Source organism: Celeribacter baekdonensis (assembly GCF_003047105.1).
Classification (GTDB): domain Bacteria; phylum Pseudomonadota; class Alphaproteobacteria; order Rhodobacterales; family Rhodobacteraceae; genus Celeribacter; species Celeribacter baekdonensis_B.
Genome location: NZ_CP028475.1, coordinates 1,172,404 through 1,192,674 on the forward strand (window position 1 = coordinate 1,172,404; position 20,271 = coordinate 1,192,674).

The 20,271-nt window shown below is 58.0% G+C and carries 16 protein-coding genes, 1 tRNA gene and 1 pseudogene; 6 read left to right on the forward strand and 12 right to left on the reverse strand.

Annotation, left to right across the window (positions count from 1 at the left end; translation table 11 throughout):
* Positions 1 to 43: 43 nt before the first annotated feature.
* From ispG to hemA, 3 genes are all read right to left on the reverse strand, one after another.
* On the reverse strand, positions 44 to 1,171 hold the full coding sequence (gene ispG / locus DA792_RS09260; RefSeq protein ID WP_107719688.1) for a flavodoxin-dependent (E)-4-hydroxy-3-methylbut-2-enyl-diphosphate synthase: 1,128 nt from the start codon (positions 1,169 to 1,171) through the stop codon (positions 44 to 46).
* Positions 1,172 to 1,263: 92 nt separating this feature from the next.
* Entirely contained in the window at positions 1,264 to 2,475 is a 1,212-nt protein-coding gene (locus DA792_RS09265) for a helix-turn-helix domain-containing protein (RefSeq protein WP_107719689.1), read from the reverse strand.
* Positions 2,476 to 2,580: 105 nt separating this feature from the next.
* Positions 2,581 to 3,810: a 5-aminolevulinate synthase gene (hemA, locus tag DA792_RS09270; RefSeq protein ID WP_107719690.1), complete on the reverse strand. Its 1,230-nt coding sequence runs from the start codon at positions 3,808 to 3,810 to the stop codon at positions 2,581 to 2,583.
* A 264-nt stretch (positions 3,811 to 4,074) separates the two neighbouring features.
* Here hemA and DA792_RS09275 point away from each other — a divergent pair, with 264 nt between their 5' ends.
* Positions 4,075 to 5,460 (forward strand): dipeptidase, encoded by a 1,386-nt coding sequence (locus DA792_RS09275; RefSeq protein ID WP_107719691.1) that lies wholly within the window; start codon positions 4,075 to 4,077, stop codon positions 5,458 to 5,460.
* Between the two features lie 97 nt (positions 5,461 to 5,557).
* On the opposite strand, the gene DA792_RS09280 is transcribed toward DA792_RS09275, so the two are convergent.
* The 6 genes from DA792_RS09280 to DA792_RS22785 all read right to left on the reverse strand — a co-directional run bounded on the left by DA792_RS09280 (position 5,558) and on the right by DA792_RS22785 (position 9,740).
* Positions 5,558 to 7,093: an alkaline phosphatase D family protein gene (locus DA792_RS09280; RefSeq protein WP_107719692.1), complete on the reverse strand. Its 1,536-nt coding sequence runs from the start codon at positions 7,091 to 7,093 to the stop codon at positions 5,558 to 5,560.
* A gap of 169 nt (positions 7,094 to 7,262) precedes the next feature.
* The gene (locus DA792_RS09285; RefSeq protein WP_107719693.1) at positions 7,263 to 7,478 is read right to left on the reverse strand and encodes an RND transporter; all 216 of its coding nucleotides are present in this window, start codon (positions 7,476 to 7,478) and stop codon (positions 7,263 to 7,265) included.
* A gap of 42 nt (positions 7,479 to 7,520) precedes the next feature.
* Positions 7,521 to 8,156 carry a histidine phosphatase family protein gene (locus DA792_RS09290; RefSeq protein WP_159075219.1) on the reverse strand — a complete coding sequence of 212 codons (636 nt, stop codon included), beginning with the start codon at positions 8,154 to 8,156 and terminating at the stop codon, positions 7,521 to 7,523.
* A gap of 323 nt (positions 8,157 to 8,479) precedes the next feature.
* Positions 8,480 to 8,971 (reverse strand): hypothetical protein, encoded by a 492-nt coding sequence (locus tag DA792_RS09295; RefSeq protein ID WP_107719695.1) that lies wholly within the window; start codon positions 8,969 to 8,971, stop codon positions 8,480 to 8,482.
* A gap of 344 nt (positions 8,972 to 9,315) precedes the next feature.
* Positions 9,316 to 9,390 (reverse strand) — tRNA-Val (locus DA792_RS09300).
* Between the two features lie 74 nt (positions 9,391 to 9,464).
* Positions 9,465 to 9,740, reverse strand: coding sequence for an HU family DNA-binding protein (locus DA792_RS22785; RefSeq protein ID WP_107719696.1), 276 nt, complete (start codon positions 9,738 to 9,740; stop codon positions 9,465 to 9,467).
* Between DA792_RS22785 and DA792_RS22790 the strand changes: the two genes are divergently transcribed.
* A complete protein-coding gene (locus tag DA792_RS22790; protein ID WP_107719697.1) occupies positions 9,739 to 9,981 on the forward strand; it encodes a hypothetical protein in 243 nt (80 codons plus the stop codon). The genes DA792_RS22785 and DA792_RS22790 overlap by 2 nt on opposite strands.
* Positions 9,982 to 10,213: 232 nt before the next feature.
* Here DA792_RS22790 and lon read toward each other — a convergent pair whose 3' ends face one another.
* The 3 genes and pseudogenes from lon to DA792_RS09330 form a co-directional block, all read right to left on the reverse strand.
* Positions 10,214 to 12,619: an endopeptidase La gene (gene lon / locus DA792_RS09315; protein WP_107719698.1), complete on the reverse strand. Its 2,406-nt coding sequence runs from the start codon at positions 12,617 to 12,619 to the stop codon at positions 10,214 to 10,216.
* A 369-nt stretch (positions 12,620 to 12,988) separates the two neighbouring features.
* Positions 12,989 to 14,134, reverse strand: a complete 1,146-nt coding sequence (gene tgt, locus DA792_RS09325) for a tRNA guanosine(34) transglycosylase Tgt (RefSeq protein ID WP_107719700.1) — start codon at positions 14,132 to 14,134, stop codon at positions 12,989 to 12,991.
* Positions 14,135 to 14,277: 143 nt separating this feature from the next.
* Positions 14,278 to 15,638 (reverse strand): annotated as a pseudogene (locus DA792_RS09330) (uracil-xanthine permease family protein).
* Positions 15,639 to 15,895: 257 nt separating this feature from the next.
* On the opposite strand from DA792_RS09330, the gene DA792_RS09335 reads away from it, so the two are divergent.
* From DA792_RS09335 to DA792_RS09350, 4 genes are all read left to right on the forward strand, one after another.
* Positions 15,896 to 16,297 carry a hypothetical protein gene (locus tag DA792_RS09335; RefSeq protein ID WP_107719701.1) on the forward strand — a complete coding sequence of 134 codons (402 nt, stop codon included), beginning with the start codon at positions 15,896 to 15,898 and terminating at the stop codon, positions 16,295 to 16,297.
* 74 nt (positions 16,298 to 16,371) lie between these two features.
* Positions 16,372 to 16,929: a YcnI family copper-binding membrane protein gene (locus tag DA792_RS09340; RefSeq protein WP_107719702.1), complete on the forward strand. Its 558-nt coding sequence runs from the start codon at positions 16,372 to 16,374 to the stop codon at positions 16,927 to 16,929.
* Between the two features lie 225 nt (positions 16,930 to 17,154).
* Positions 17,155 to 18,549: a 30S ribosomal protein S6--L-glutamate ligase gene (rimK, locus tag DA792_RS09345; RefSeq protein ID WP_107722640.1), complete on the forward strand. Its 1,395-nt coding sequence runs from the start codon at positions 17,155 to 17,157 to the stop codon at positions 18,547 to 18,549.
* Between the two features lie 145 nt (positions 18,550 to 18,694).
* Complete coding sequence (locus DA792_RS09350) at positions 18,695 to 20,212, forward strand: pyruvate kinase (protein ID WP_107719703.1); 1,518 nt, start codon at positions 18,695 to 18,697, stop codon at positions 20,210 to 20,212.
* The last annotated feature ends 59 nt before the right edge of the window (positions 20,213 to 20,271 follow it).

Genomic DNA, 20,271 nt, shown 5'->3' on the forward strand with positions numbered 1-20,271 from the left:
TGGGATTGTGAGTATTTGGGCTGCAATGAAGCGGCTGTGGCGCTTATTCAGCCGCCTCGGACGCGGTCTGAGCGGCGATCTCGGCGGCTTTGGCTTCGACCTGTTCGACGATATGTTCGACCATATTGTCATTGGACATTTTATGGCTCTGCGCCCCGCCGAGATAGACCATGCCATGCCCGGCTCCGCCGCCGGTCCAACCGACATCGGTCATCAGCGCCTCGCCGGGACCATTGACCACACATCCGATGATCGACAGGCTCATCGGCGTTTTGATATGCTCCAACCGCTTCTCCAACGCCTCAACGGTTTTGATCACGTCAAAGCCCTGACGCGCGCAGGACGGGCAGGAAATGATGTTCACGCCGCGGTGGCGCAGGCCGAGTGATTTGAGAATTTCATAGCCGACTTTGACCTCTTCGACCGGATCGGCAGACAAGCTGACACGGATCGTGTCGCCAATGCCCATCCACAACAGCTGTCCCAACCCGATGGCCGATTTGATCGTGCCAGACATGAGGCCGCCCGCCTCGGTGATGCCCAAATGGATCGGTGCGTCGGTGGCCTCGGCCAATTGTTGATAGGCGGCGGCGGCGAGGAACACATCGGAGGCTTTGACCGAGATTTTGAAATTGTGAAAGTCATTGTCTTCCAGAATTTTGATGTGATCCATGCCGGACTCGACCATCGCATCGGGACATGGCTCGGCATATTTGTCCAACAGATGCTTTTCGAGCGAGCCAGCGTTGACGCCAATACGGATCGAGCAATTGTGATCCTTGGCGGCTTTGATCACCTCACGCACCCGCTTTTCGTCGCCAATATTGCCCGGATTGATCCGCAGACAGGCGGCCCCGGCTTCGGCGGCCTCGATAGCACGTTTGTAATGGAAATGGATGTCAGCGACGATCGGCACCGGGCTTTCGCGGCAGATCTCTTTGAGCGCCAAAGCCGAGTCGCGGTCGGGGGCTGAGACGCGGACAATGTCGGCACCGGCCTCGGCGGCGCGCAGCACCTGATCCAAGGTCGCTTTGACATCGGTGGTCAGCGTGTTGGTCATGGTTTGCACCGTGATCGGCGCATCGCCCCCCACCGGCACAGTGCCCACCCAGATTTTGCGGCTCACGCGTCGGTCAATGTTGCGCCAAGGACGGATCGGATTGTGCGACATGGGAGCCTCTTTGGGAAACCGTGTTTCAGTCCTCCTTAGATAAGGCGGCACGCTGCGAAGGGCAAGGCGTGTGGGCGCTGAACGGACAGGGCTTATTGGCTGTTTTGGGCGACTTGGAACGCGTCCGCGACCGTGTCATTGGCGGCCAGATCGACCTGGGCAAAACTGTCAGACACATCCGCGACCGAGAGGGCCACGTTTTTCACCACAGAACCGGACGCACCGACCGGGCCATAGGCCTGACCGTTGACAGCGAAATAAACGCCACCGCCATTGCCCGTGCGCAAGATCGGTGCTTTGTCCATCGCCGGAACGATGTAACGTTCGCCCGCATCGAGAATTTTCTCAAACAAAACAGAGCCATCGGCGGCCTGCACACGCACCCAGGACGGGCGCACGGCGACCAGCGCCAATTCGGGCGCGCCATCTTCGACCACACGCACAGCACCCTCGTCCATGCCCGAAAGCGCCGCCATGGCGATGTCAGAAGACATGGCGTTCAGACGATCTTCGCGTTCAGCCTCACGACCTTCGCCCGCCAAAGCGCCAACGGAACGGGGATCAAGCGCGGCAATCGGCCCGTCACGCGGCACCAAAACCGGCACATCCAGCGCCTGTGGACGGTACAACCGATCCAGCGCCTCAGCGGAAGGGGTCGCAAGACCAATGCTCTCGTCCATCTGCGCCAAACGGGTCTCGGAGCCAGCACCGCCAAGGGGTGCGACTTCGGCGATCACGGCCGGGGCTTGATCCACCGGGGCCATTTTGACCTTTTGGATTTCTTGTAACACCGACCAGCCACCATAACCGATCACCCCCAACAGCGCGAGCAACACAGCGGTTGATCCCAACGCGCCAGGTTCGATTCGGGACATAAGGCCCTGACCGCGCGGCACAAAGCTGGCGTTGGGGTCGGAGAACGGATCTTTTCGAACAGGGGCCGCAGCGGCCGTGGCCGGTTTGCGCTTGGTCGACGCCTCGGGCGACATGCCGTGGGCAACCGCAAAGCCACTCTCGGAACAAAAGCGCACAAAGGCCCAATCCGGATCAAGATTCAGGTAGCGCGCATAGGAGCGCACATAGCCCGCGATGAAGCCTTGGGTTTCAAACACCGAGGGGTCAGAGTTTTCGATGGCCGCAATATAAGTCGCTTTGATCTTCAGCTCACGCTGAACATCCAAGAGCGATTTGCCGAGGGTGGCGCGTTCTCCACGCATGACGTCACCGAGCTGAAGCTCGTAATCATCAAAACCGCGAGGATGTTCTTGCTCCTCGACGCGTGGTTTTGTCCACCGCCTGATCATGCGTTCGCCCCAATTTAGCCTGCCCATCTTCAGACGACGATTCGTCGCCTAAAGTTGATCTAGTGTTACCATAGGCTCGACAGGGCCGCCCAGCGGATATCGAGGTTAACCCGCCATTTCGGCGCGATTCAGCGCACAATGGCTCCAGAGCGCGTCCAAAGCATGAATCAAAGCGTCCATTTCGCGCGGGCCATGCACCGGAGACGGCGTAAAGCGCAACCGCTCAGTGCCACGTGGCACGGTCGGGAAATTGACCGGCTGAACATAAATGCCATATTGGTCCAGCATCATGTCGGACATGAGTTTGGTGTGTTTTGGATCACCCACGATCAGCGGCACAATATGCGAGCCATTGTCGGTGATCGGCAGGCCAAGGCCTTTGAGGCGCAGCTTGAGGATTTTCGCTTGGGTCTGATGCTCTTCGCGCAGTTTCACCCCGCCCTCGCCCTTCAGGAACTGGATCGAAGCGGCAGCGCCCGCTGCAACAGCCGGCGGCATAGAAGACGAAAAGATAAAGCCCGGCGCGTAGGAGCGGACCGCGTCACACATTTTGGCAGAGGCCGCGACATAGCCGCCGACCACACCAAAGGCTTTGGCCAAAGTGCCGTTGATGATGTCGATACGGTCCATCAGACCGTCACGTTCGGCCACACCGCCACCGCGCGGACCGTAGAGGCCAACACCGTGCACTTCGTCAAGGTAAGTGAGCGCACCGAACTCATCGGCCAAGTCACAAATCTCTTTGATCGGGGCGAAATCGCCATCCATGGAATAGACCGATTCAAAGGCGATCAGTTTCGGAGCGCTGGGATCATCCGCCGCCAAAAGTTCGCGCAGGTGATCCAGATCGTTGTGACGGAAAATACGTTTCGCGCCGCCGTTGCGACGGATGCCTTCGATCATCGACGCGTGGTTGAGCGAGTCGGAATAGATGATGAGACCGGGGAACAGGGTCGGCAGGGTCGAAAGCGTTGCGTCATTGGCGTTATAGGCCGAGGTAAACAGCAAGGCGGCTTCTTTGCCGTGCAGATCGGCAATCTCAGCTTCGAGACGAATGTGGTAGACCGTGGTGCCCGAAATATTGCGCGTCCCACCTGAGCCAGCGCCCGTCGCATCAATCGCATCTTTCATGGCAGCCAGGACAACGGGGTTTTGCCCCATGCCAAGATAATCATTGCCACACCATACTGTCACCGACTGCTCCGTGCCATCAGGGCGCGTGCGTGTCGCGTGGGGAAACTGTCCGCGCTTGCGTTCAATATCGATAAAGGTGCGATAGCGCCCTTCGTCGTGCAACCGTTGAAGTGCTTCGTCAAGCTTCGCCGTATAGTCCACTGTTCGTCCTTTCGCGCGTCTCAGGTCCGCCTCTTTTAGCGGCATCAAACGAAAATTGCGACTCATATTCACATTTCGCAAGATAATACCACCACAGACCCCTATGGGCATCTCTCTGCCCTGCCTTATCAGCATCCTCTTCTTAGGATGTATCAATTCCCTTTCAGAATGATCTATGTCAACCCGCCCTCCCCCTCTGGACACCATTTTTCAGAGGCGTAAGCTGCGGCAAAACATCCCGAGCATGATAAAAGGTTTCCAATAATGAACTCTCGCCTCGCTCCGGTGCTCGATCGCATCGACGCCGATCTCGACGCAACCCTTGATCGTTTGATGACATTTTTGCGCATTCCCTCGATCTCGACCGATCCGGCCCATAAGGCCGATTGCCAAACCGCGGCAGAGTGGCTTGCCGCCGAATTGACCTCTTTGGGGGCCAAGGCCGATGTCTGCGCCACGCCCGGTCACCCGATGGTGATGGGCAAAATCGGCTCTGGTGGGCCGCATCTTTTGTTTTACGGCCACTATGATGTGCAGCCAGTGGACCCGCTCACCCTTTGGGACCACGACCCGTTTGCCCCCTTTATTGAAGAGCGCGCACACGGAAAAGTGATCCGGGGCCGCGGCGCCTCCGACGACAAAGGCCAGTTGATGACTTTTGTTGAGGCCTGCCGCGCCTGGATTGCCGAGAACGGCACCCTGCCTTGCACCATCACGTTTTTCTTTGAGGGCGAAGAGGAAAGCGGCTCGCCGTCCCTGATCCCCTTCATGAAGGCCAACAAAGACCGTCTCGCCGCCGATCTGGCGCTGATCTGTGACACCTCGATGGTCGCCCCCGGCGTGCCCTCGATCTGTAGCCAGTTGCGCGGGATGCTCAAAGACGAATTCACCCTCACGGGTCCGACGATGGATCTGCATTCGGGTCATTACGGTGGTCCGGCACTGAACCCGCTGCGCGAGATCTCCAAAATCATCAGCACCTTCCACGATGATGCGGGCCGTGTGACGATCAAAGATTTCTACGACGGCGTGCATGAGGTGCCCGAAGACATCCTGCGCCAATGGCAGGGCTGTGGCTTTGACGAGGCGGATTACCTGTCCGGCGTCGGCATGACCGAAGCCCATGGCGAGACCGCCTATTCCACCTTGGAACAACAATGGGCGCGGCCCACGTTGGAGATCAACGGGCTTTGGGGCGGCTACCAAGGCCCCGGCACCAAAACCGTGATCCCGTCTGAGGCGCATTGTAAAATCACCTGCCGTTTGGTGGGCGATCAAGACCCGGATGCGATCCGCAAAAACCTGCGCGCCCATGTCGAAAGCCGCTTGCCGGTCGATGCCAAAGTCACGTGGAACCAAGACCTCGATGGCTCTCCCGCCGCAGTGATGAACACCGCGCGTGCGGAATTTGAAGCCGCGCGTCAGGCTTTGTCCGACGAATGGGATCGCGAGGCGGTGTTTGCCGGCATGGGCGGGTCGATCCCTATTGCGGGCTATTTTACCACGATTTTGGGGCTGGATTCGATGTTGGTGGGCTTTGCCGATGATGATGACCGCATTCACTCTCCGAATGAGAAATACGGCCTCAACAACTTCCACAAAGGCATCCGCTCCTGGGCACGGATTTTGGACGCTGTGTCCAAAGCCTGAGTTTCGGGCCTAAGTTTCGGGCCTAAGTTTCGGGCCTAAATCTTGCATCTATAGAAAAAGCCCCGGAGATCGCTCTCCGGGGCTTCTTTTATGGGGTTTACGCCAGATCGGGTTCGATCGTCGTGGACCACAACAGCGTATCAGCCGCATCCAAAAGCGACACGGTCATCGTCCGGTCAGCAGCGGAAATATCGACCTTGCCAAAGAACTGATAGCCATCAGAGGGCGGCAGGTTGAACTCGCCTTCCGGCGGCGCTTTGGCAAATTCGACCTTTGGGCCAAAGGTGTTGTCATACTCACTCGGACCAAAGGTGCCCGCGTGCAGCGGACCGGAGACGAATTCCCAGAACGGCTCAAAGTCCTGAAATTCGGCACGCTCCGGGCTATAGTGATGCGCGGCGGTGTAATGCACATCAGCGGTGAGCCAGACCGTGTTTTTAACCTTGGCATGTTTGATAAAGGACAGCACTTCGGCAATGTCGAATTCCCGGCCCAAGACCGGACCATCGCCATTGGCCATGTTTTCAAACGCCTCTTTGCCGTCGCGCACCATCATGCCGATCGGCATATCGGCGGCGATGACTTTCCATGTGGCTTTCGAGGTGGACAAAGCGCCTTTGAGCCAGGCGATCTGTTCGGCGCCCAGGAAATCCTTTGGCGTCGGCTGGCGGTTGCCATCGTTGTCGTCGCGGTAGGTGCGCATGTCGAGAAAGAACACATCCAACATCGGGCCATAGGAGACCTTGCGATAGACGCGCTTGGGTTCTGCGGCGTTGACGCGGATCGGGTACATTTCAAAAAACGCCTGCGCCGAGCGGGCAAACAGTTTGGCGGCGGATTTTTCGGTGTAACGATCATCCGAGGCGAAGGTTTCGTTCGGATACCAGTTGTTGGTGACCTCGTGGTCATCCCATTGATAGAGGATCGGAACCTCGGCGTTAAATGCGCGGACATTCTTGTCGAGCATGTTGTATTTATGCGCGGCGCGGAATTCGTTCAGCGTCTCAGCGACCTTGGCCTTTTCCTCGATCATGGTGTTTTTCCAGATCGTGCCGTCTTTCAACTCGACCTCAGCCGAGAGCGGACCATCGGCATAAACGGTATCGCCAGAGTGGATCATGAAATCCGGGCGATGTCCAAGCATGGTCGCATAGGTGGTCATGCCGCCGCGATCCTCATCAATGCCCCAGCCCTGACCGGCGGTGTCACCCGACCAGACGAAAGACACATCACGCAGCGAGCCCGGCGCGGTGCGGAAATGGCCGGTGACGGCCTCAGAAACCGAATTGGTATCCGACAAATCGGCCATGGCGACGCGGTAGAAAATATCTTGGTCCGAGGGCAGACCTTCGAGCACCATTTTACCGGTGAAATCGGACGTATCGCCCACCGAGAGCGGCTGAACCCGTGTGGCATTGGCAAAGGTGTCGGTGGTGGACCATTCCACCATCATCTTGGACTCACGGTCGGCGCGGGCCCAAATCATTGCGCCATCATGGGCGACATCGCCGGACTGAACACCGTGGGTGATCAACGGACGGGAGGCGGCGCGGGACAGGCCGGGCATGGCAAGGGAGCCGGCAAGGGCAGCGCCCCCGGCAAGCGCCTGACGGCGCGTGATACGGATGGACATATAAGGTCTCCGGGTTGGATGTGCGTTTATGAGACACGAGGCTGGTCCCCGTCGTCTTCGACCGCACTGTCTCGGAGAAATGTGTCAGACAATTTTCCAAATGGTAAAATATATCAGACAGTTTCGTGACACGCGCTTTGGTGACACACGCTTTGGTGACACGCGGTGACTAGGCACCCTGCCCCCGCGCCAGCTTGACCGCCAAAAGCGCCCAAGGCAGACCGTGAAACACCAGATCAAAAATATCAATCGGCCGAGCCAACTCGCCCGCCAGTAGCATTTTGATCTTTTCCCAGATATGCGGTTCCGGCAAAAACGGCGCCAGCCCCAGCGTCAGCGCGGCAATCACAAAGGTGGAGGTCGGGATTTTGTCAAAAAAGCTCATAGACCCCTCCTGCCCCAACTCATGCGCCCAAACCAGAGGGCGTCATGCCGCAGGGGGATCGCTCGCAAGGGCGTGGGTGACATAGGCCTCCGCCGCCTCTGGCGTCTCAAGCACACGCGCCTGATGACCTGAGAGCACCGTCACCACGCCCTGAACATGGGGCAATGCGGCGATCTCATCTATGGACAGTCCACAGATGATCCCGCGCAAAAAGGCCGAGACCACGCCATGAGACACGATCACCGTAGGCTGGGTGAGGCTTTCCAAATAGGCGCGGCAACGGGTCTCCAAAGCTGCGCCCCCCTCGCCATTTGGCGCAGTTAAGAACAGCGAAAACATGTCCTTTTCCTCCGCCGAGCCAAAGCCCCGCTCCGCCACAACATCGGCGCGCAACCGGCCTTCCCATGTGCCCGCCGAGACTTCTTTGAGACCGTCCATGGCCTGAACTGCGCGTCCTTCGGCGACGATGGACGCGGTGCGCCATGCCCGACCCAAAGGGCTTGCGTGGATCGCGATCCCCGGATGCGCAGTCAAAATCGGCGCCAAAATCGCCCGTTGCGCATGGGCCTGCGCTACGCCCGTCTCCGTCAGCGCACTGTCAAGACGGCCCTGAAGGCGGCCTTCGACATTCCATTCGGTCTGGCCATGGCGCAAAAGATAGAGGGTGGGATAGGTCACAGAATAGGTCATGAGATCGAACTACTGTGCCGAACCGGGTCTGACAAGTTGGATTTCGCGTCCGCCCTGCGGCAGAGCCATCATGAGCCAAAACAATCTGGCAAAGCCCCGATCAAAACGCCCCGCAACTGATAAGACGCGCCGTCCCTTTACACCACCTCCGCAGATACGACCCATGCGCGACTGATCGACCTTGGGGTGGAACCATTCGTGGTGAAAGACCTGCTGCGCGGGGTGCTGGCGGAAAGGGGAGCGGCGCAAAGGCCTTGGAGCCTATGAGCGAAGGTTCTCCATAAACCAAAAGCATGCATGACGAGTTTCCACTACGCCGATCGACTTTTATTTCTTTTGGAAAGTCGCTCCCAGACATATTCCGACAAGAGTGACGAACAAAGACCGCCCCACACAAGGGGAGCCCCAACAAAAATCGAAGTCCTGACCCAAACCAGAACATCAAAATCAGCTTCGATAAGCTCCACGCGAACAAAGAGACCTAGCCACAAAATGAAAGTGCCCAAACGAACAAGGGCTCTTCGTCTTACATTCAGTTTGCGAGACAACAAGATCGTAATGATGGACATAATGCCGTAGAAAACGATTAAGTATGCCAGGAACACCAAAGCACAGAGGCTTATGTAATAGTGCCAAACCCCATCGCCCGGGGGAATGTCGTTTGAAAATGGATCCGAGATATTAAAACCAAAGATAAAAATGACGGCAATGAACGGCGCCAAAAAAATATCGACCAAAGCTAAAGTCAAAAACCGCCATAACCCTCTCAACGACATCTTCGTTTTTTTACTTTGTTCTTTCATTTCGTCACTGCCTCAGAGTGTCTTTTCTGGCGTCTCGCGTGGCCCTTATGGCCTTCCGGGCTGCTTGTCGCTCAGATCTTCTCTCGCGCTCCACTGTCCCAAGAGCTTGTCCAATTTAAGCGCGGCCTTTCATGTCTCAGCGTCCGAGAGATCAGCGGTTTCCAGTTCAGCCAACCTCGCCCCCCTCACAACACATTTCCGGCATGATGCCCGCCTGCGCCAACGCCTCTTTGATCGCGCTTGCAGTAAAACTCACATATATTCGCCATACATTTTGAAAGATTTTCACCATAAAATTGAAGTTGGCGTGAGAAAAAGTTTATTTACAAACAAAATGTGGAAAATGGTGGGTGATAAGAGATTTGAACTCCTGACATCTTCGATGTGAACGAAGCGCTCTACCACTGAGCTAATCACCCGCCGTGGCGCGGTGTTTAGCGCCACGGTCCCTTCGATGCAAGAGGTGAAATGCAGATTTTTAAGGCGGGAGGCTTTAGCTTTCTGCGGCTTCGGTTTCTGTTGCCTCGGCGTCTGAAACATCGCCCTCTTCAGCGCCCGCCATCATGGCTTTTGGACGACGCAGTTTGGCGATGATAATATGGGCCCCGGAACCTTCGCGTTGGCGGTTGACCGACACCTTGCCGAGCGGCGGCAGGTTCAATTCATCGCCGCGCTGAAGCGCATCGCCCAGCTCGGCCAACACCGCTTCGAGCACTTTTTTAGCCTCAGAGCGTTTCACACCAGAGGCCTCAGAAACTTTGGCGATCATGTCTTTCTTTTTCATCGTGGTCACGACACTTGTTTCAGGCGCATCAACCGGAGCGGCCTCTGTGCTGCTGGGGACGGTTTTTAGCGGTTCTGGATTGGAAATTGTTGTCACAGGGGACTCCGATTTTGGCGTGATTGCCGCTTTGGTACTGCGACGGGTGGATGTTGATTTGGATGTGGTTTTCCTGACAGCGGTCGGTGTTTTACGGCTGCTGGTCGAGGATTTTCGGGTTGCCATATGAACCTCTTTTGAACCTCGTTGTTTCGCTCACGGAAACCTTAACGCCACTGCCCCCCCGCGTGCAAATGGGAAATGAGCGAATGGTTTATCTCAGGCCCTGCGGCGCAGTTGAACAGTATGATTGCTCAAATCTCCGGCAATCTCCGCGTGAAACACAGCGGTTTGGCAATGCATCAGCCATAAAAAACCGGCCCTCAGGCCGGTTTTTCATCATGATTGTTTCCGAAACAGGATCAATGCGCAGTTGCGCCCTGCCCCTCACCGGTTGAGGTGATTTTGGCCAAACGCGCCGCCTCATCGGCCTCCGCGTCCCATTCCACCGGCTCAGGTTGACGCACCAGCGCGTATTTGAGCACTTCAGAGACGTGAGTGACCGGGATGATCTCCAGCCCCTCTTTTACATTGTCGGGGATGTCGGCCAGATCTTTGACGTTCTCTTCAGGGATGAGAACGGTTTTGATCCCGCCACGCAGCGCCGCCAAAAGTTTCTCTTTCAGCCCGCCAATCGCCGTTGCATTGCCGCGCAGGCTGACTTCGCCGGTCATGGCGATGTCTTTGCGCACCGGGATTTGCGTCAGCACCGACACAATGGTTGTGACCATGGCCAGACCTGCGCTTGGTCCGTCTTTCGGCGTCGCCCCATCAGGCACGTGGACGTGGATGTCCATCGTGTCAAACAGCGGCGGCTTGACCCCAAGAGAGGGCGCGATGGAGCGCACATAGGAACTGGCCGCGTCAATGCTTTCTTTCATCACATCGCCGAGTTTGCCGGTGGTTTTCATCCGCCCTTTGCCTGGCAATTTGAGCGCCTCGATCTGCAACAAATCACCGCCAACGGACGTGTAGGCCAGCCCGGTGACAACACCGATCTGATCTTCTTTCTCCGCCAGGCCGTAGCGCGCTTTGCGCACGCCCAGAAACTCCTCAAGCGTCTCGGAGGTGACATGCACCGCCTCGACCTCTTTGCGCACGATTTTGGTCACCGCTTTGCGCGCGATCTTGGCAAATTCGCGCTCAAGGCTGCGCACCCCCGCCTCGCGGGTGTAATAGCGGATCACATCCATGATCGCGCCATCGGTGACAGAGAATTCCTTGGCTTTGAGGCCGTGGTTTTTGATCTGTTTCGGGATCAAATGCTGTTTGGCAATCTCGGCTTTTTCGTCCTCGGTATAGCCCGAGAGCGGAATGATCTCCATCCGGTCCATAAGCGGTCCCGGCATGTTATAGCTGTTCGATGTGGTCAGGAACATCACGTTGGAGAGGTCATATTCGACCTCCATATAGTGATCCACGAAGGTGGAGTTTTGTTCCGGATCAAGCACTTCGAGCATGGCAGAAGCCGGATCGCCACGGAAATCCTGACCCATCTTGTCGATCTCATCGAGCAAAATGAGCGGATTGGTGGTTTTGGCCTTTTTCAGCGCCTGGATGATCTTACCCGGCATCGAGCCGATGTAGGTCCGGCGGTGACCGCGGATCTCGCTTTCGTCGCGCACGCCGCCCAAAGAGATGCGAATAAATTCGCGCCCCGTGGCCTTGGCGACAGATTTCCCAAGCGATGTTTTCCCCACGCCCGGAGGCCCCACAAGGCACATGATCGGGCCTTTGAGTTTCTGGCTGCGCTGTTGCACGGCGAGATATTCGACGATGCGCTCTTTGACTTTTTCCAAACCATAGTGATCGGCGTCGAGGATTTGCTCGGCCCGGTTCAGATCCTTTTTGACCCGCGATTTCACGCCCCATGGGATTGAGAGCATCCAATCCAAATAGTTGCGCACCACGGTGGCTTCTGCCGACATCGGGCTCATGTTTTTGAGCTTTTTGATCTCGGCATCGACCTTATCCTTGGCCTCCTTTGAGAGCTTGGTCTCGGCGACTCTCGCCTCCAACTCCGCAATCTCATTGGCCCCATCTTCACCGTCGCCCAATTCCTTCTGAATGGCCTTCATTTGCTCATTCAGGTAATATTCGCGCTGAGTGCGCTCCATTTGGGATTTGACGCGGGTTTTGATCTTTTTCTCGACCTGCAGCACCGACATTTCGCCCTGCATCAGGCCGTAAACCGCCTCCAGACGCTCATCAATCGCGAGTGTTTCCAAAAGCTTTTGCTTTTGATCGACCTCAACGCCCAGATGCCCGGCCACCAAATCGGCCAGTTTCGCAGGTTCGCGGGTCTCGGAGACGGCGGCCAGCGCCTCTTCCGGGATGTTCTTTTTCACCTTGGCGTAATGTTCAAACTCTTCGCGGACCGACCGCAGCAACGCGGTGATCGCGGACGGATCGCCTTCGCTCTCTTCAAGCGGCACGATCTGAGCTTCGAAATAGCTGTCATTTTGGGTGAATTCGCTCAGGCGGACGCGGCTTTCGCCCTCGACCAAAACCTTGACCGTGCCATCGGGCAGTTTCAAAAGCTGCAACACATTGGCCAAAACACCAACGCGGAAAATGCCATCAATATCCGGGTCATCGACCGACGGGTCCATTTGGGCGGCAAGCAGAATCTGCTTGTCTTGGTTCATCACCTCTTCCAGCGCCTTGACGGATTTTTCCCGGCCGACAAAAAGCGGCACAACCATATGCGGGAAAACCACGATGTCGCGCAGGGGAAGAACGGGGTAAGTTTGTGCGTGCTCGTTCATATTCTTTCCTTTTTGGCAAAAGAACCATGTCCCGCTCGGCGGCAACGCTCGGCTCTTTCCTATCTTGGTGATTATATCTGGGGTGGCCTCCCGCAGATTTCAAGCAAGACAAGTTGCATGTTGCCTAGCAGTCTGCCTTTCAACGCGCGGCCCTGCAAGAGAGGATTTACATTGAAGTCTAGGCAACGGCACCTGACACCGCGCGGCTTGATCAACTTTACACCAAAAGCCGTTAGAAAGAAAAAGAAAGCTCTGCTTGCCTTATCTTTCACCTTATCCTTGGCCGTGTTTATACCTTGGCGCAATATCGCCTTTTGACGGCGTTTTTTCGGCGCATGAACCGCGCAATTTACAACGGACCACAACGGATCACAGCGGATCAATGTCGCCCATTGCCCGATTGGCGTGAAAGTCCGCCTCCCAGATCGCGAATGTTCCCGCCGCAATCGCGTCGCGCATGCCCTGCATGATCTCTTGGAAATAATGCAGGTTGTGCCAGGTCAAAAGCATCCCGGAAATCATCTCTTGGGCGCGGAACACATGGTGCAGATAGGCGCGCGAATAGTTGGAGCAGGCCGGGCAAGTACACGTCTCATCGAGTGGGCGCGGATCATCGGCGTGACGGGCGTTTTTGATGTTCACCTGCCCGCGCCGGGTCCAGGCCTGACCCGTGCGGCCAGAGCGCGACGGCAACACACAATCCATCATATCAATGCCGCGTTTGACCGCGCCGACGATGTCATCGGGCTTGCCGACGCCCATCAGGTAACGTGGTTTATCTTGGGGCAAAAACTCGGGGGCGAAATCGAGGGTTTGGAACATCAACTCTTGCCCCTCGCCGACGGCCAGACCGCCCAGCGCATAGCCATCAAAGCCGATATTTTTGAGCGCCTCGGCGCTCTCTTCGCGGAAATCGCGCTCCAACCCGCCCTGTTGAATGCCAAACAGCGCATGGCCCGGACGATCCCCGAACGCCTCTTTCGAGCGTTCCGCCCAGCGCATCGACAGCCGCATGGAGGACGCAATCCGGTCGCGATCGGCAGGCAGCGCCGGACATTCGTCGAAACACATCACAATGTCAGAGCCCAAGAGCTTTTGGATCTCCATCGAGCGTTCCGGCGTGAGTTCGTGTTTGGAGCCATCAATATGCGAGCGAAAGGTCACGCCCTTTTCGGTCAGCTTGCGCAGATCGGACAGGCTCATCACCTGAAACCCACCCGAGTCGGTCAGAATCGGACGTTCCCAATTCATGAATTTGTGCAAGCCCCCCAAACGCGCGATGCGTTCGGCAGTGGGGCGCAGCATCAAGTGATAGGTGTTGCCCAACAGGATGTCAGCCCCGGTGGCGCGCACGCTTTCGGGCATCATCGCCTTGACGGTGGCCGCCGTGCCCACGGGCATGAATGCAGGCGTACGGATCTCACCACGCGGGGTGGAGATCACTCCGGTGCGGGCGCGCCCATCGGTGGCGTTGAGGGAAAAGGAGAATCGCGGGGTTTGAGCATCTTGGGTCATAGGGGGGATTTACCCGCAAAGCCGCGTCAGGACCAGAGGGTCGCTCTTTCCCCTCTACCGCATGGCCCTTTACCGCATGGCCCGCGGGCGCATGACAAGCCCGCCCCACACGCAGGGGACGGGCTCACTTGGATCAGCGGAGGTTACTCCGCCGCTTCAACCGTGGCTTTGGCATCCTCAGGAATGGCCAGAGACAGGATGATCGCCGACATCCCCGCCAGAGTGATCGGCGCGGCAAAGACTTGTTTGAGAAAATTCGGCAGGTGTTGCGTCGCATCCGGCACCAAGGTGACGCCAAGTGCCAAGCCAAAGGACACCGCCATGATATAGACCCGGCGCAGGGTCATCTCGACCGAGGACAGGATGCGAATGCCCGCCACAGCGATGGTCGAGAACAACACCAAGGTGGCCCCCCCAAAACCGGCTTTGGGATGATCAAAAAGAACGTGCCGATGATGGGGAACAGACCCAGCAGGACCAAGAACCCGCCCATATACATCCCGACATGACGCGAGGCGACGCCGGTCATTTGGATCACCCCGTTGTTTTGCGAAAATGTGGTGTTGGGGAAGGTGTTGAACACCGCAGCCAATGCGGAATTGACGCCATCGCCCAACACGCCGCCTTTGATGCGTTTCATATACAGATCGCCTTCGACCGGCTGACCGGAAATGACCGAGTTGGCGGTCAAATCGCCCGAGGTCTCAATTGCCGTTACCAGATAGAGAAAGGCGATGGGAATAAACAGGCCGATGTCGAAATCAATGCCGTATTTGAACGGAATCGGCAGGGCAAAGAGTTTGGCGGAACTCAGCGCGCCGAAATTCACCATGCCAAAGAAACTGGCCACGATGGTGCCCACGATGAGGCCAATCATGATGGCCGAAATCCGCAACGTTGGCTTGCCGAGAAAGGTCATCACCAATATCACCGCCACCACCAAGCTGCCCATCAACAGGTAAAGCGGCTTGCCAAGGTCTTCGCCCGCCCGTGCGCCACCGGCGAAATCGGTAAAGCCCGATTTGATCAGGCTCAACCCGATGACGGTGATGACGATCCCGGTCACAGTTGGGGTGATGATGCGTTTGAGCTTGTCCAGAAACTGCGACAGGATGATCTCAACCAAGGAGCCAACAAGGCACAGGCCAAAAATCATCGCCAAAATGTCATCGGGTGTCCCACCTTTGCTTTTGACCGCAAAGCCTGCGGCCAACACTGCGCCCAGAAAGGCAAAGGACGTGCCCTGAAGTGACAAAAGCCCCGACCCCACCGGGCCGATGCGTTTGCATTGGATAAACGTGGCCACGCCAGAGACGAAAAACGCCATCGCAATCAGGTACGGCACCTGTTCGCCCAACCCCAAAGCACCGCCGATGATCAAAGACGGCGTGGCAATGCCGACGATGGAGGCCAAGACGTGTTGGATCGCGGCCAGAGCGGCCTTGGATGGTGGCGGCACATCGTCTAACCCATAAACAAGCGGCATAAAGGTGTTTTTACTCATCGCGGTGATCCCCTTTTCGGTCGTTTTTCAGCTTTTGGTTTTCCCTGCCCCAAATCTGCGTCCCCACCGCCTGTAACAAAAGCGTTCCCTGCACCTGAGGTGGCCTACTTGGCCCGCGGTCTTTTCCGTGCCGAATAAATTGGCAGTTTTCGCGCGCGCCACCTCAGAATGTCCATTTCTTTAGCCACACGGGGTCTGTTGACCGGGCCACACCCCAGCGCTAAACGGGTCGAACCTTTGAGCCATGCCCTGTCTTGATGATCCGCATCCACACCCAAATGATCCGCGCCCTCGCTCACACCCAGACCATGCGGTCGCTGATCACGATGATCGCAGCGCTGGCTTTTGCGGTGCTTTCGGGGCTGCACGGCGCGCGTCCGGTCAGCCTTGCCCCCGCTCCGGCGGCCGACGCCGCCCTGTTTGCCGAGCTTGGATTTTCCGCCAGCGACATCTGCGGCTATGGCGGCACGGGTTCGGGGTCTGAAAGCCGCTGCCCGAATTGCGTCATCTCCACCGCGGCGGTGGTGCCATACGCCCAAAACCTCTTCGCCCCCAGCCGCAGCAACCACACATCCCCCCGAGTTTTTGCCCAAAAGGCCCGTGCGATCCCGCAGCTTATACGGGTCAAAACGGCGCGCGCGCCGCCCGTCCTCACCTAACAGCCGATCAAATACCATCGTCCCGCCCCTCAGGCGGCGCCGATGGGTCTGTTATGTGAATTTAGGATACAACAATGACCCAATTTTCTTTGCTGAAACCGGCTTTGGCCGGATGTCTGATCTCTGTCGCCCCTCTGGTCGCCCCCCTGGCTGCCATGGCCCATGCGAGCCTCGAAACCCAAACCGCTGCCTTGGGCACGACCTACAAGGGCGTGATGCGCATCACCCATGGCTGCGACGGGCAAAGCACCCAACGTGTGCGCATTGACATCCCCGAAGGCGTTGTGAACGTCAAACCGATGCCCAAACCCGGCTGGACCGTCACCACAGAGCGCGGGGCCTATGCCCATAGCTATGTCATTCATGGCAGTCCGGTCACCGAAGGCGTGCAGGCGATTGAATGGTCTGGCGGCACGTTGCCCGACGATTTCTATGACGAATTCATCTTTCGTGGCACGTTGGATGACAGCCTTGGGGAGGGGGTGATCTATTTCCCCACCACGCAATATTGCGCCGACGGCGAAAATGCCTGGGTCGACATCCCCGTCTCTGCCGACGCACCACACCCCGCGTCCCCCGCCCCGGCGCTGGAGCTGATGCCCCCCGCCCATGCGGATCATGCGGGCCACTGATGCGTCAGGCCTGATAAGGCCGCACTGACCACAAAAGACGGCGCGTTCCGGTTCACTGGGACGCGCATTTCTCTCTTTACCCCGGTCCCCATCGTCGCTGTCACAAAACTCACAAACCCTCTTGTCATACACACAGAAGGATGACATTGGGCGCGTGTAACGCGGCACACGGACATTGAACGTGGCCGCGACGGGACTTCCCCCAGTAAATGAAAGACGACAATGATGGATAAAGCTCCTTTCGCTTTGGGCTGGGAAGAATGGGCCGCATTCCCGGATCTTGGCCTGCCCGCGCTCAAAGCCAAGGTCGACACAGGTGCGCGCACCTCGGCGTTGCATGCCTTTGACATCGAACCCTTTGGCAAAGCAGATGCACCAAAAGTGCGCTTTAACATCCACCCCATCCCGGCGCGTGAGGATATCGTGATCTCCTGCTCTGCTGATGTGGTGGATCGCCGTGAAGTCACCTCGTCCAATGGCGAAACCGAACTGCGCTATGTGATTGCCTCTGAAATCCAGATGGGCGATCGGCGTTGGCCGATTGAAATCACCCTGACCAACCGCACCAATATGGCCTACCGAATGCTGTTGGGCCGCCAAGCCATCTCCGAAGACATGATCGTTCAACCGACTGAAAGCTTTTGCCAGCCCGTCCTGGACGACAGCGCCTATTTCACCACCGCGATCCGCGACACTTTGCCGTCGCGCGCGCTGCGCATTGCGGTCCTGTCGCGCGAACCCGACAATTACTCAACCCAACGCTTGGTCGATGAGGGCGAAAAGCGCGGCCATGTGGTTGAAGTCATCGACACGGCGCGCTGTTACATGGTGATCAATGCCATGGCCCCGGAGATTTATTACGATGGCGAGCGCCTGCCGCGCTACGACGCGGTGATCCCGCGCATTGGCGCGTCGATCACCTCTTATGGCACCGCCGTTATCCGGCAATTTGAAACCATCGGCACGTTTTGCGTCAATGGGTCCGAAGGCATTGCCAAATCGCGTGACAAACTTCAGGCCCATCAAGTCCTGTCGCGTCACCGCATCGGCATGCCGACCACCGCCTTCGCCTCCTCGCCAAAAGACACCGACAACCTGATTGCCTTGGCCGGACAAGCGCCGCTGATCGTCAAACTGTTGGAAAGCACCCAAGGCCGCGGCGTGGTCTTGGCCGAAACCAAAAAAGCCGCACAATCGGTGATTTCGGCCTTTCGCGGCCTCAAAGCCAATTTTTTGGTCCAGCATTTCGTCAAAGAGGCGGCGGGCGAAGACATCCGCTGTGTCGTCATCGACGGTAAAGTCGTGGCCTCGATCAAACGCTCGTCCTCGGGCGGCGATTTCCGTTCCAACTTGCATCTGGGCGGCACCGCCTCGACCGTGCGCATCACCAAAGCCGAACGCGACGTCGCCTTGAAATCCGCCAAGGCCTTTGGCCTGCGCATGGCGGGCGTCGATCTGTTGCGTGCCGAAGATGGGCCAAAAGTGCTGGAGGTCAATTCCTCACCGGGGTTTGAAGGCGCGGAGACCACCACCGGCAAAAACTTGGCCGGGGTGCTCTATGACATGATCGAAAAGCGCGTCCGGCCCACGCCCGCCCGCAAAAGCCGCAGCAAAGCCTGATCTCGGCCAGAGATCCCTCACACCGCCCCGGTCTCGGCATTCGGGCGGTGTTTCTTTTTTAAATCAGTCGCTTCCTTGATCTATGCCATAGCGCTGTTACACAAACAGGCGAACACTGGCCGCAACTGTCACAGATAGGTGCCCCATGTCCGCCGCCGCCTCGCATTCATCCCCGTCCTGCCCGCTCGCGCCCAATCCGGCCGATCTTTTGACGCGGTTCCGCGCCTTGCGCGATCACATCGCCACAGAAACCGACACGATCTGGAGCGATTGGGCCGATCTCGATATGCGCGACGCCTTTCGCCCTTCGGCGCAAAACCTCGCGACCTATCTGGCCTTTCGCCACACCGATCTCGCCGCTGTGCAACCGGATTTGGCCGCCTTGGGCCTTTCGACTTTGGGCCGTTGCGAACCACATGTGCGCGCATCTCTTGATGCCGTCGAGGCCGCGCTCAGTGGCCTGACTGGCGTGCCCGAAGCCTTTCCCGACCCCTCACGCCTGAACCGCGGCCCGGCCCGGCTCGCCGCACGTCGTGACACCGCCTTTGGCTGTGGCGCCTCCGGTGCGCCGCGCTCACGCATCTTGGTGACCCTGCCGACAGAGGCCGCAACCGACCCCGACCTGACCCGCGACATGATCCGGGCAGGGGCCGATGCGATGCGGATCAATTGCGCCCATGACGGCCCTGAGGTCTGGGACGCGATGATCACCCACATCCGCGCGGCGGGAGAGGAGATCGGGCGGTATGTGCCGATCCTGATGGATTTGGCCGGGCCAAAACTGCGCACCAGCGCGGTCGCCGGTCCCAATAAAGCGCGGGTGTTTGTCGGAGATCGGCTTGATATTCTGCGCGCGCCCCCGAAAGCCAAGGCCAAACACGCCGCGCTTTCGCTGAGCCACCCCGAGCTGATTGACCGGCTGACCCCCGGCATGGCCGTGTTCATTGATGACGGAAAGATTGGCGCGGAAGTCACTGAAATCACACCAAAAGGCGCGAAACTGAAAGTCACCCGCGCCGGGCCCGAGGGGGTCAAACTCAAAGCCGAGAAAGGGTTTAACCTACCGGCGGTTGAGATCGACATCCCGGCCCTGACCGAAGACGACCGCCGCGCGCTTGATTTCGTCGTCGGGCGTGCCGATTTGATCGGATACTCCTTTGTCCAAACGCCCGAGGACATCCGGCTTTTGATCGCGGAGGTTGATCAGCGCCTCCCCAAAGGCGGCCATCGCCCCGGTGTGGTGTTGAAAATCGAGACCAGCCAAGCCATTCGCAACCTGCCCCGGCTGATCGTGCAATCGGGTGCCTTGACCGAAACCGCCGTGATGATCGCGCGCGGCGATTTGGCGGTGGAAATCGGGTTGGAACGCATGTCGGAGATGCAGGAGGAACTCCTCTGGCTTTGCGAAGCGGCGCATACGCCCGTGGTTTGGGCCACACAGGTGCTTGAGGGGCTGATGAAAGAAGGCCTCGCCACCCGCGCCGAAACCACTGACGCCGCCATGGCCCAACGCGCCGATTGCGTGATGCTCAACAAGGGGCCCTATGTCTGTGACACGATCCGGTTTCTCTCGCGGGTTTTGGGCCGGATGGATCGGCATATGTCGAAAAAGTCTGCCCGTCTTGGGCCGCTGCGCTCATGGCGTGGCAACATTTCGGTGTAAGACCCCCTCTGGACGCCCGCCCGCCTATTCCCTATATGTTCACTCGGATATAGGAGAAC

Excerpts from the sequence above, each read along its gene's own strand:
- DA792_RS09265 (WP_107719689.1), bottom strand. The coding sequence starts at position 2,475 with ATGATCAGGCGGTGGACAAAACCACGCGTCGAGGAGCAAGAACATCCT.
- rimK (WP_107722640.1), top strand. The coding sequence starts at position 17,155 with ATGGATAAAGCTCCTTTCGCTTTGGGCTGGGAAGAATGGGCCGCATTC.
- DA792_RS09285 (WP_107719693.1), bottom strand. The coding sequence starts at position 7,478 with ATGAGCTTTTTTGACAAAATCCCGACCTCCACCTTTGTGATTGCCGCG.
- DA792_RS22790 (WP_107719697.1), top strand. The coding sequence starts at position 9,739 with ATGTCTTTCTTTTTCATCGTGGTCACGACACTTGTTTCAGGCGCATCA.
- DA792_RS22785 (WP_107719696.1), bottom strand. The coding sequence starts at position 9,740 with ATGATCGCCAAAGTTTCTGAGGCCTCTGGTGTGAAACGCTCTGAGGCT.
- DA792_RS09340 (WP_107719702.1), top strand. The coding sequence starts at position 16,372 with ATGACCCAATTTTCTTTGCTGAAACCGGCTTTGGCCGGATGTCTGATC.
- DA792_RS09335 (WP_107719701.1), top strand. The coding sequence starts at position 15,896 with ATGATCCGCATCCACACCCAAATGATCCGCGCCCTCGCTCACACCCAG.
- DA792_RS09275 (WP_107719691.1), top strand. The coding sequence starts at position 4,075 with ATGAACTCTCGCCTCGCTCCGGTGCTCGATCGCATCGACGCCGATCTC.
- DA792_RS09350 (WP_107719703.1), top strand. The coding sequence starts at position 18,695 with ATGTCCGCCGCCGCCTCGCATTCATCCCCGTCCTGCCCGCTCGCGCCC.
- ispG (WP_107719688.1), bottom strand. The coding sequence starts at position 1,171 with ATGTCGCACAATCCGATCCGTCCTTGGCGCAACATTGACCGACGCGTG.
- tgt (WP_107719700.1), bottom strand. The coding sequence starts at position 14,134 with ATGACCCAAGATGCTCAAACCCCGCGATTCTCCTTTTCCCTCAACGCC.
- DA792_RS09295 (WP_107719695.1), bottom strand. The coding sequence starts at position 8,971 with ATGAAAGAACAAAGTAAAAAAACGAAGATGTCGTTGAGAGGGTTATGG.
- lon (WP_107719698.1), bottom strand. The coding sequence starts at position 12,619 with ATGAACGAGCACGCACAAACTTACCCCGTTCTTCCCCTGCGCGACATC.
- DA792_RS09280 (WP_107719692.1), bottom strand. The coding sequence starts at position 7,093 with ATGTCCATCCGTATCACGCGCCGTCAGGCGCTTGCCGGGGGCGCTGCC.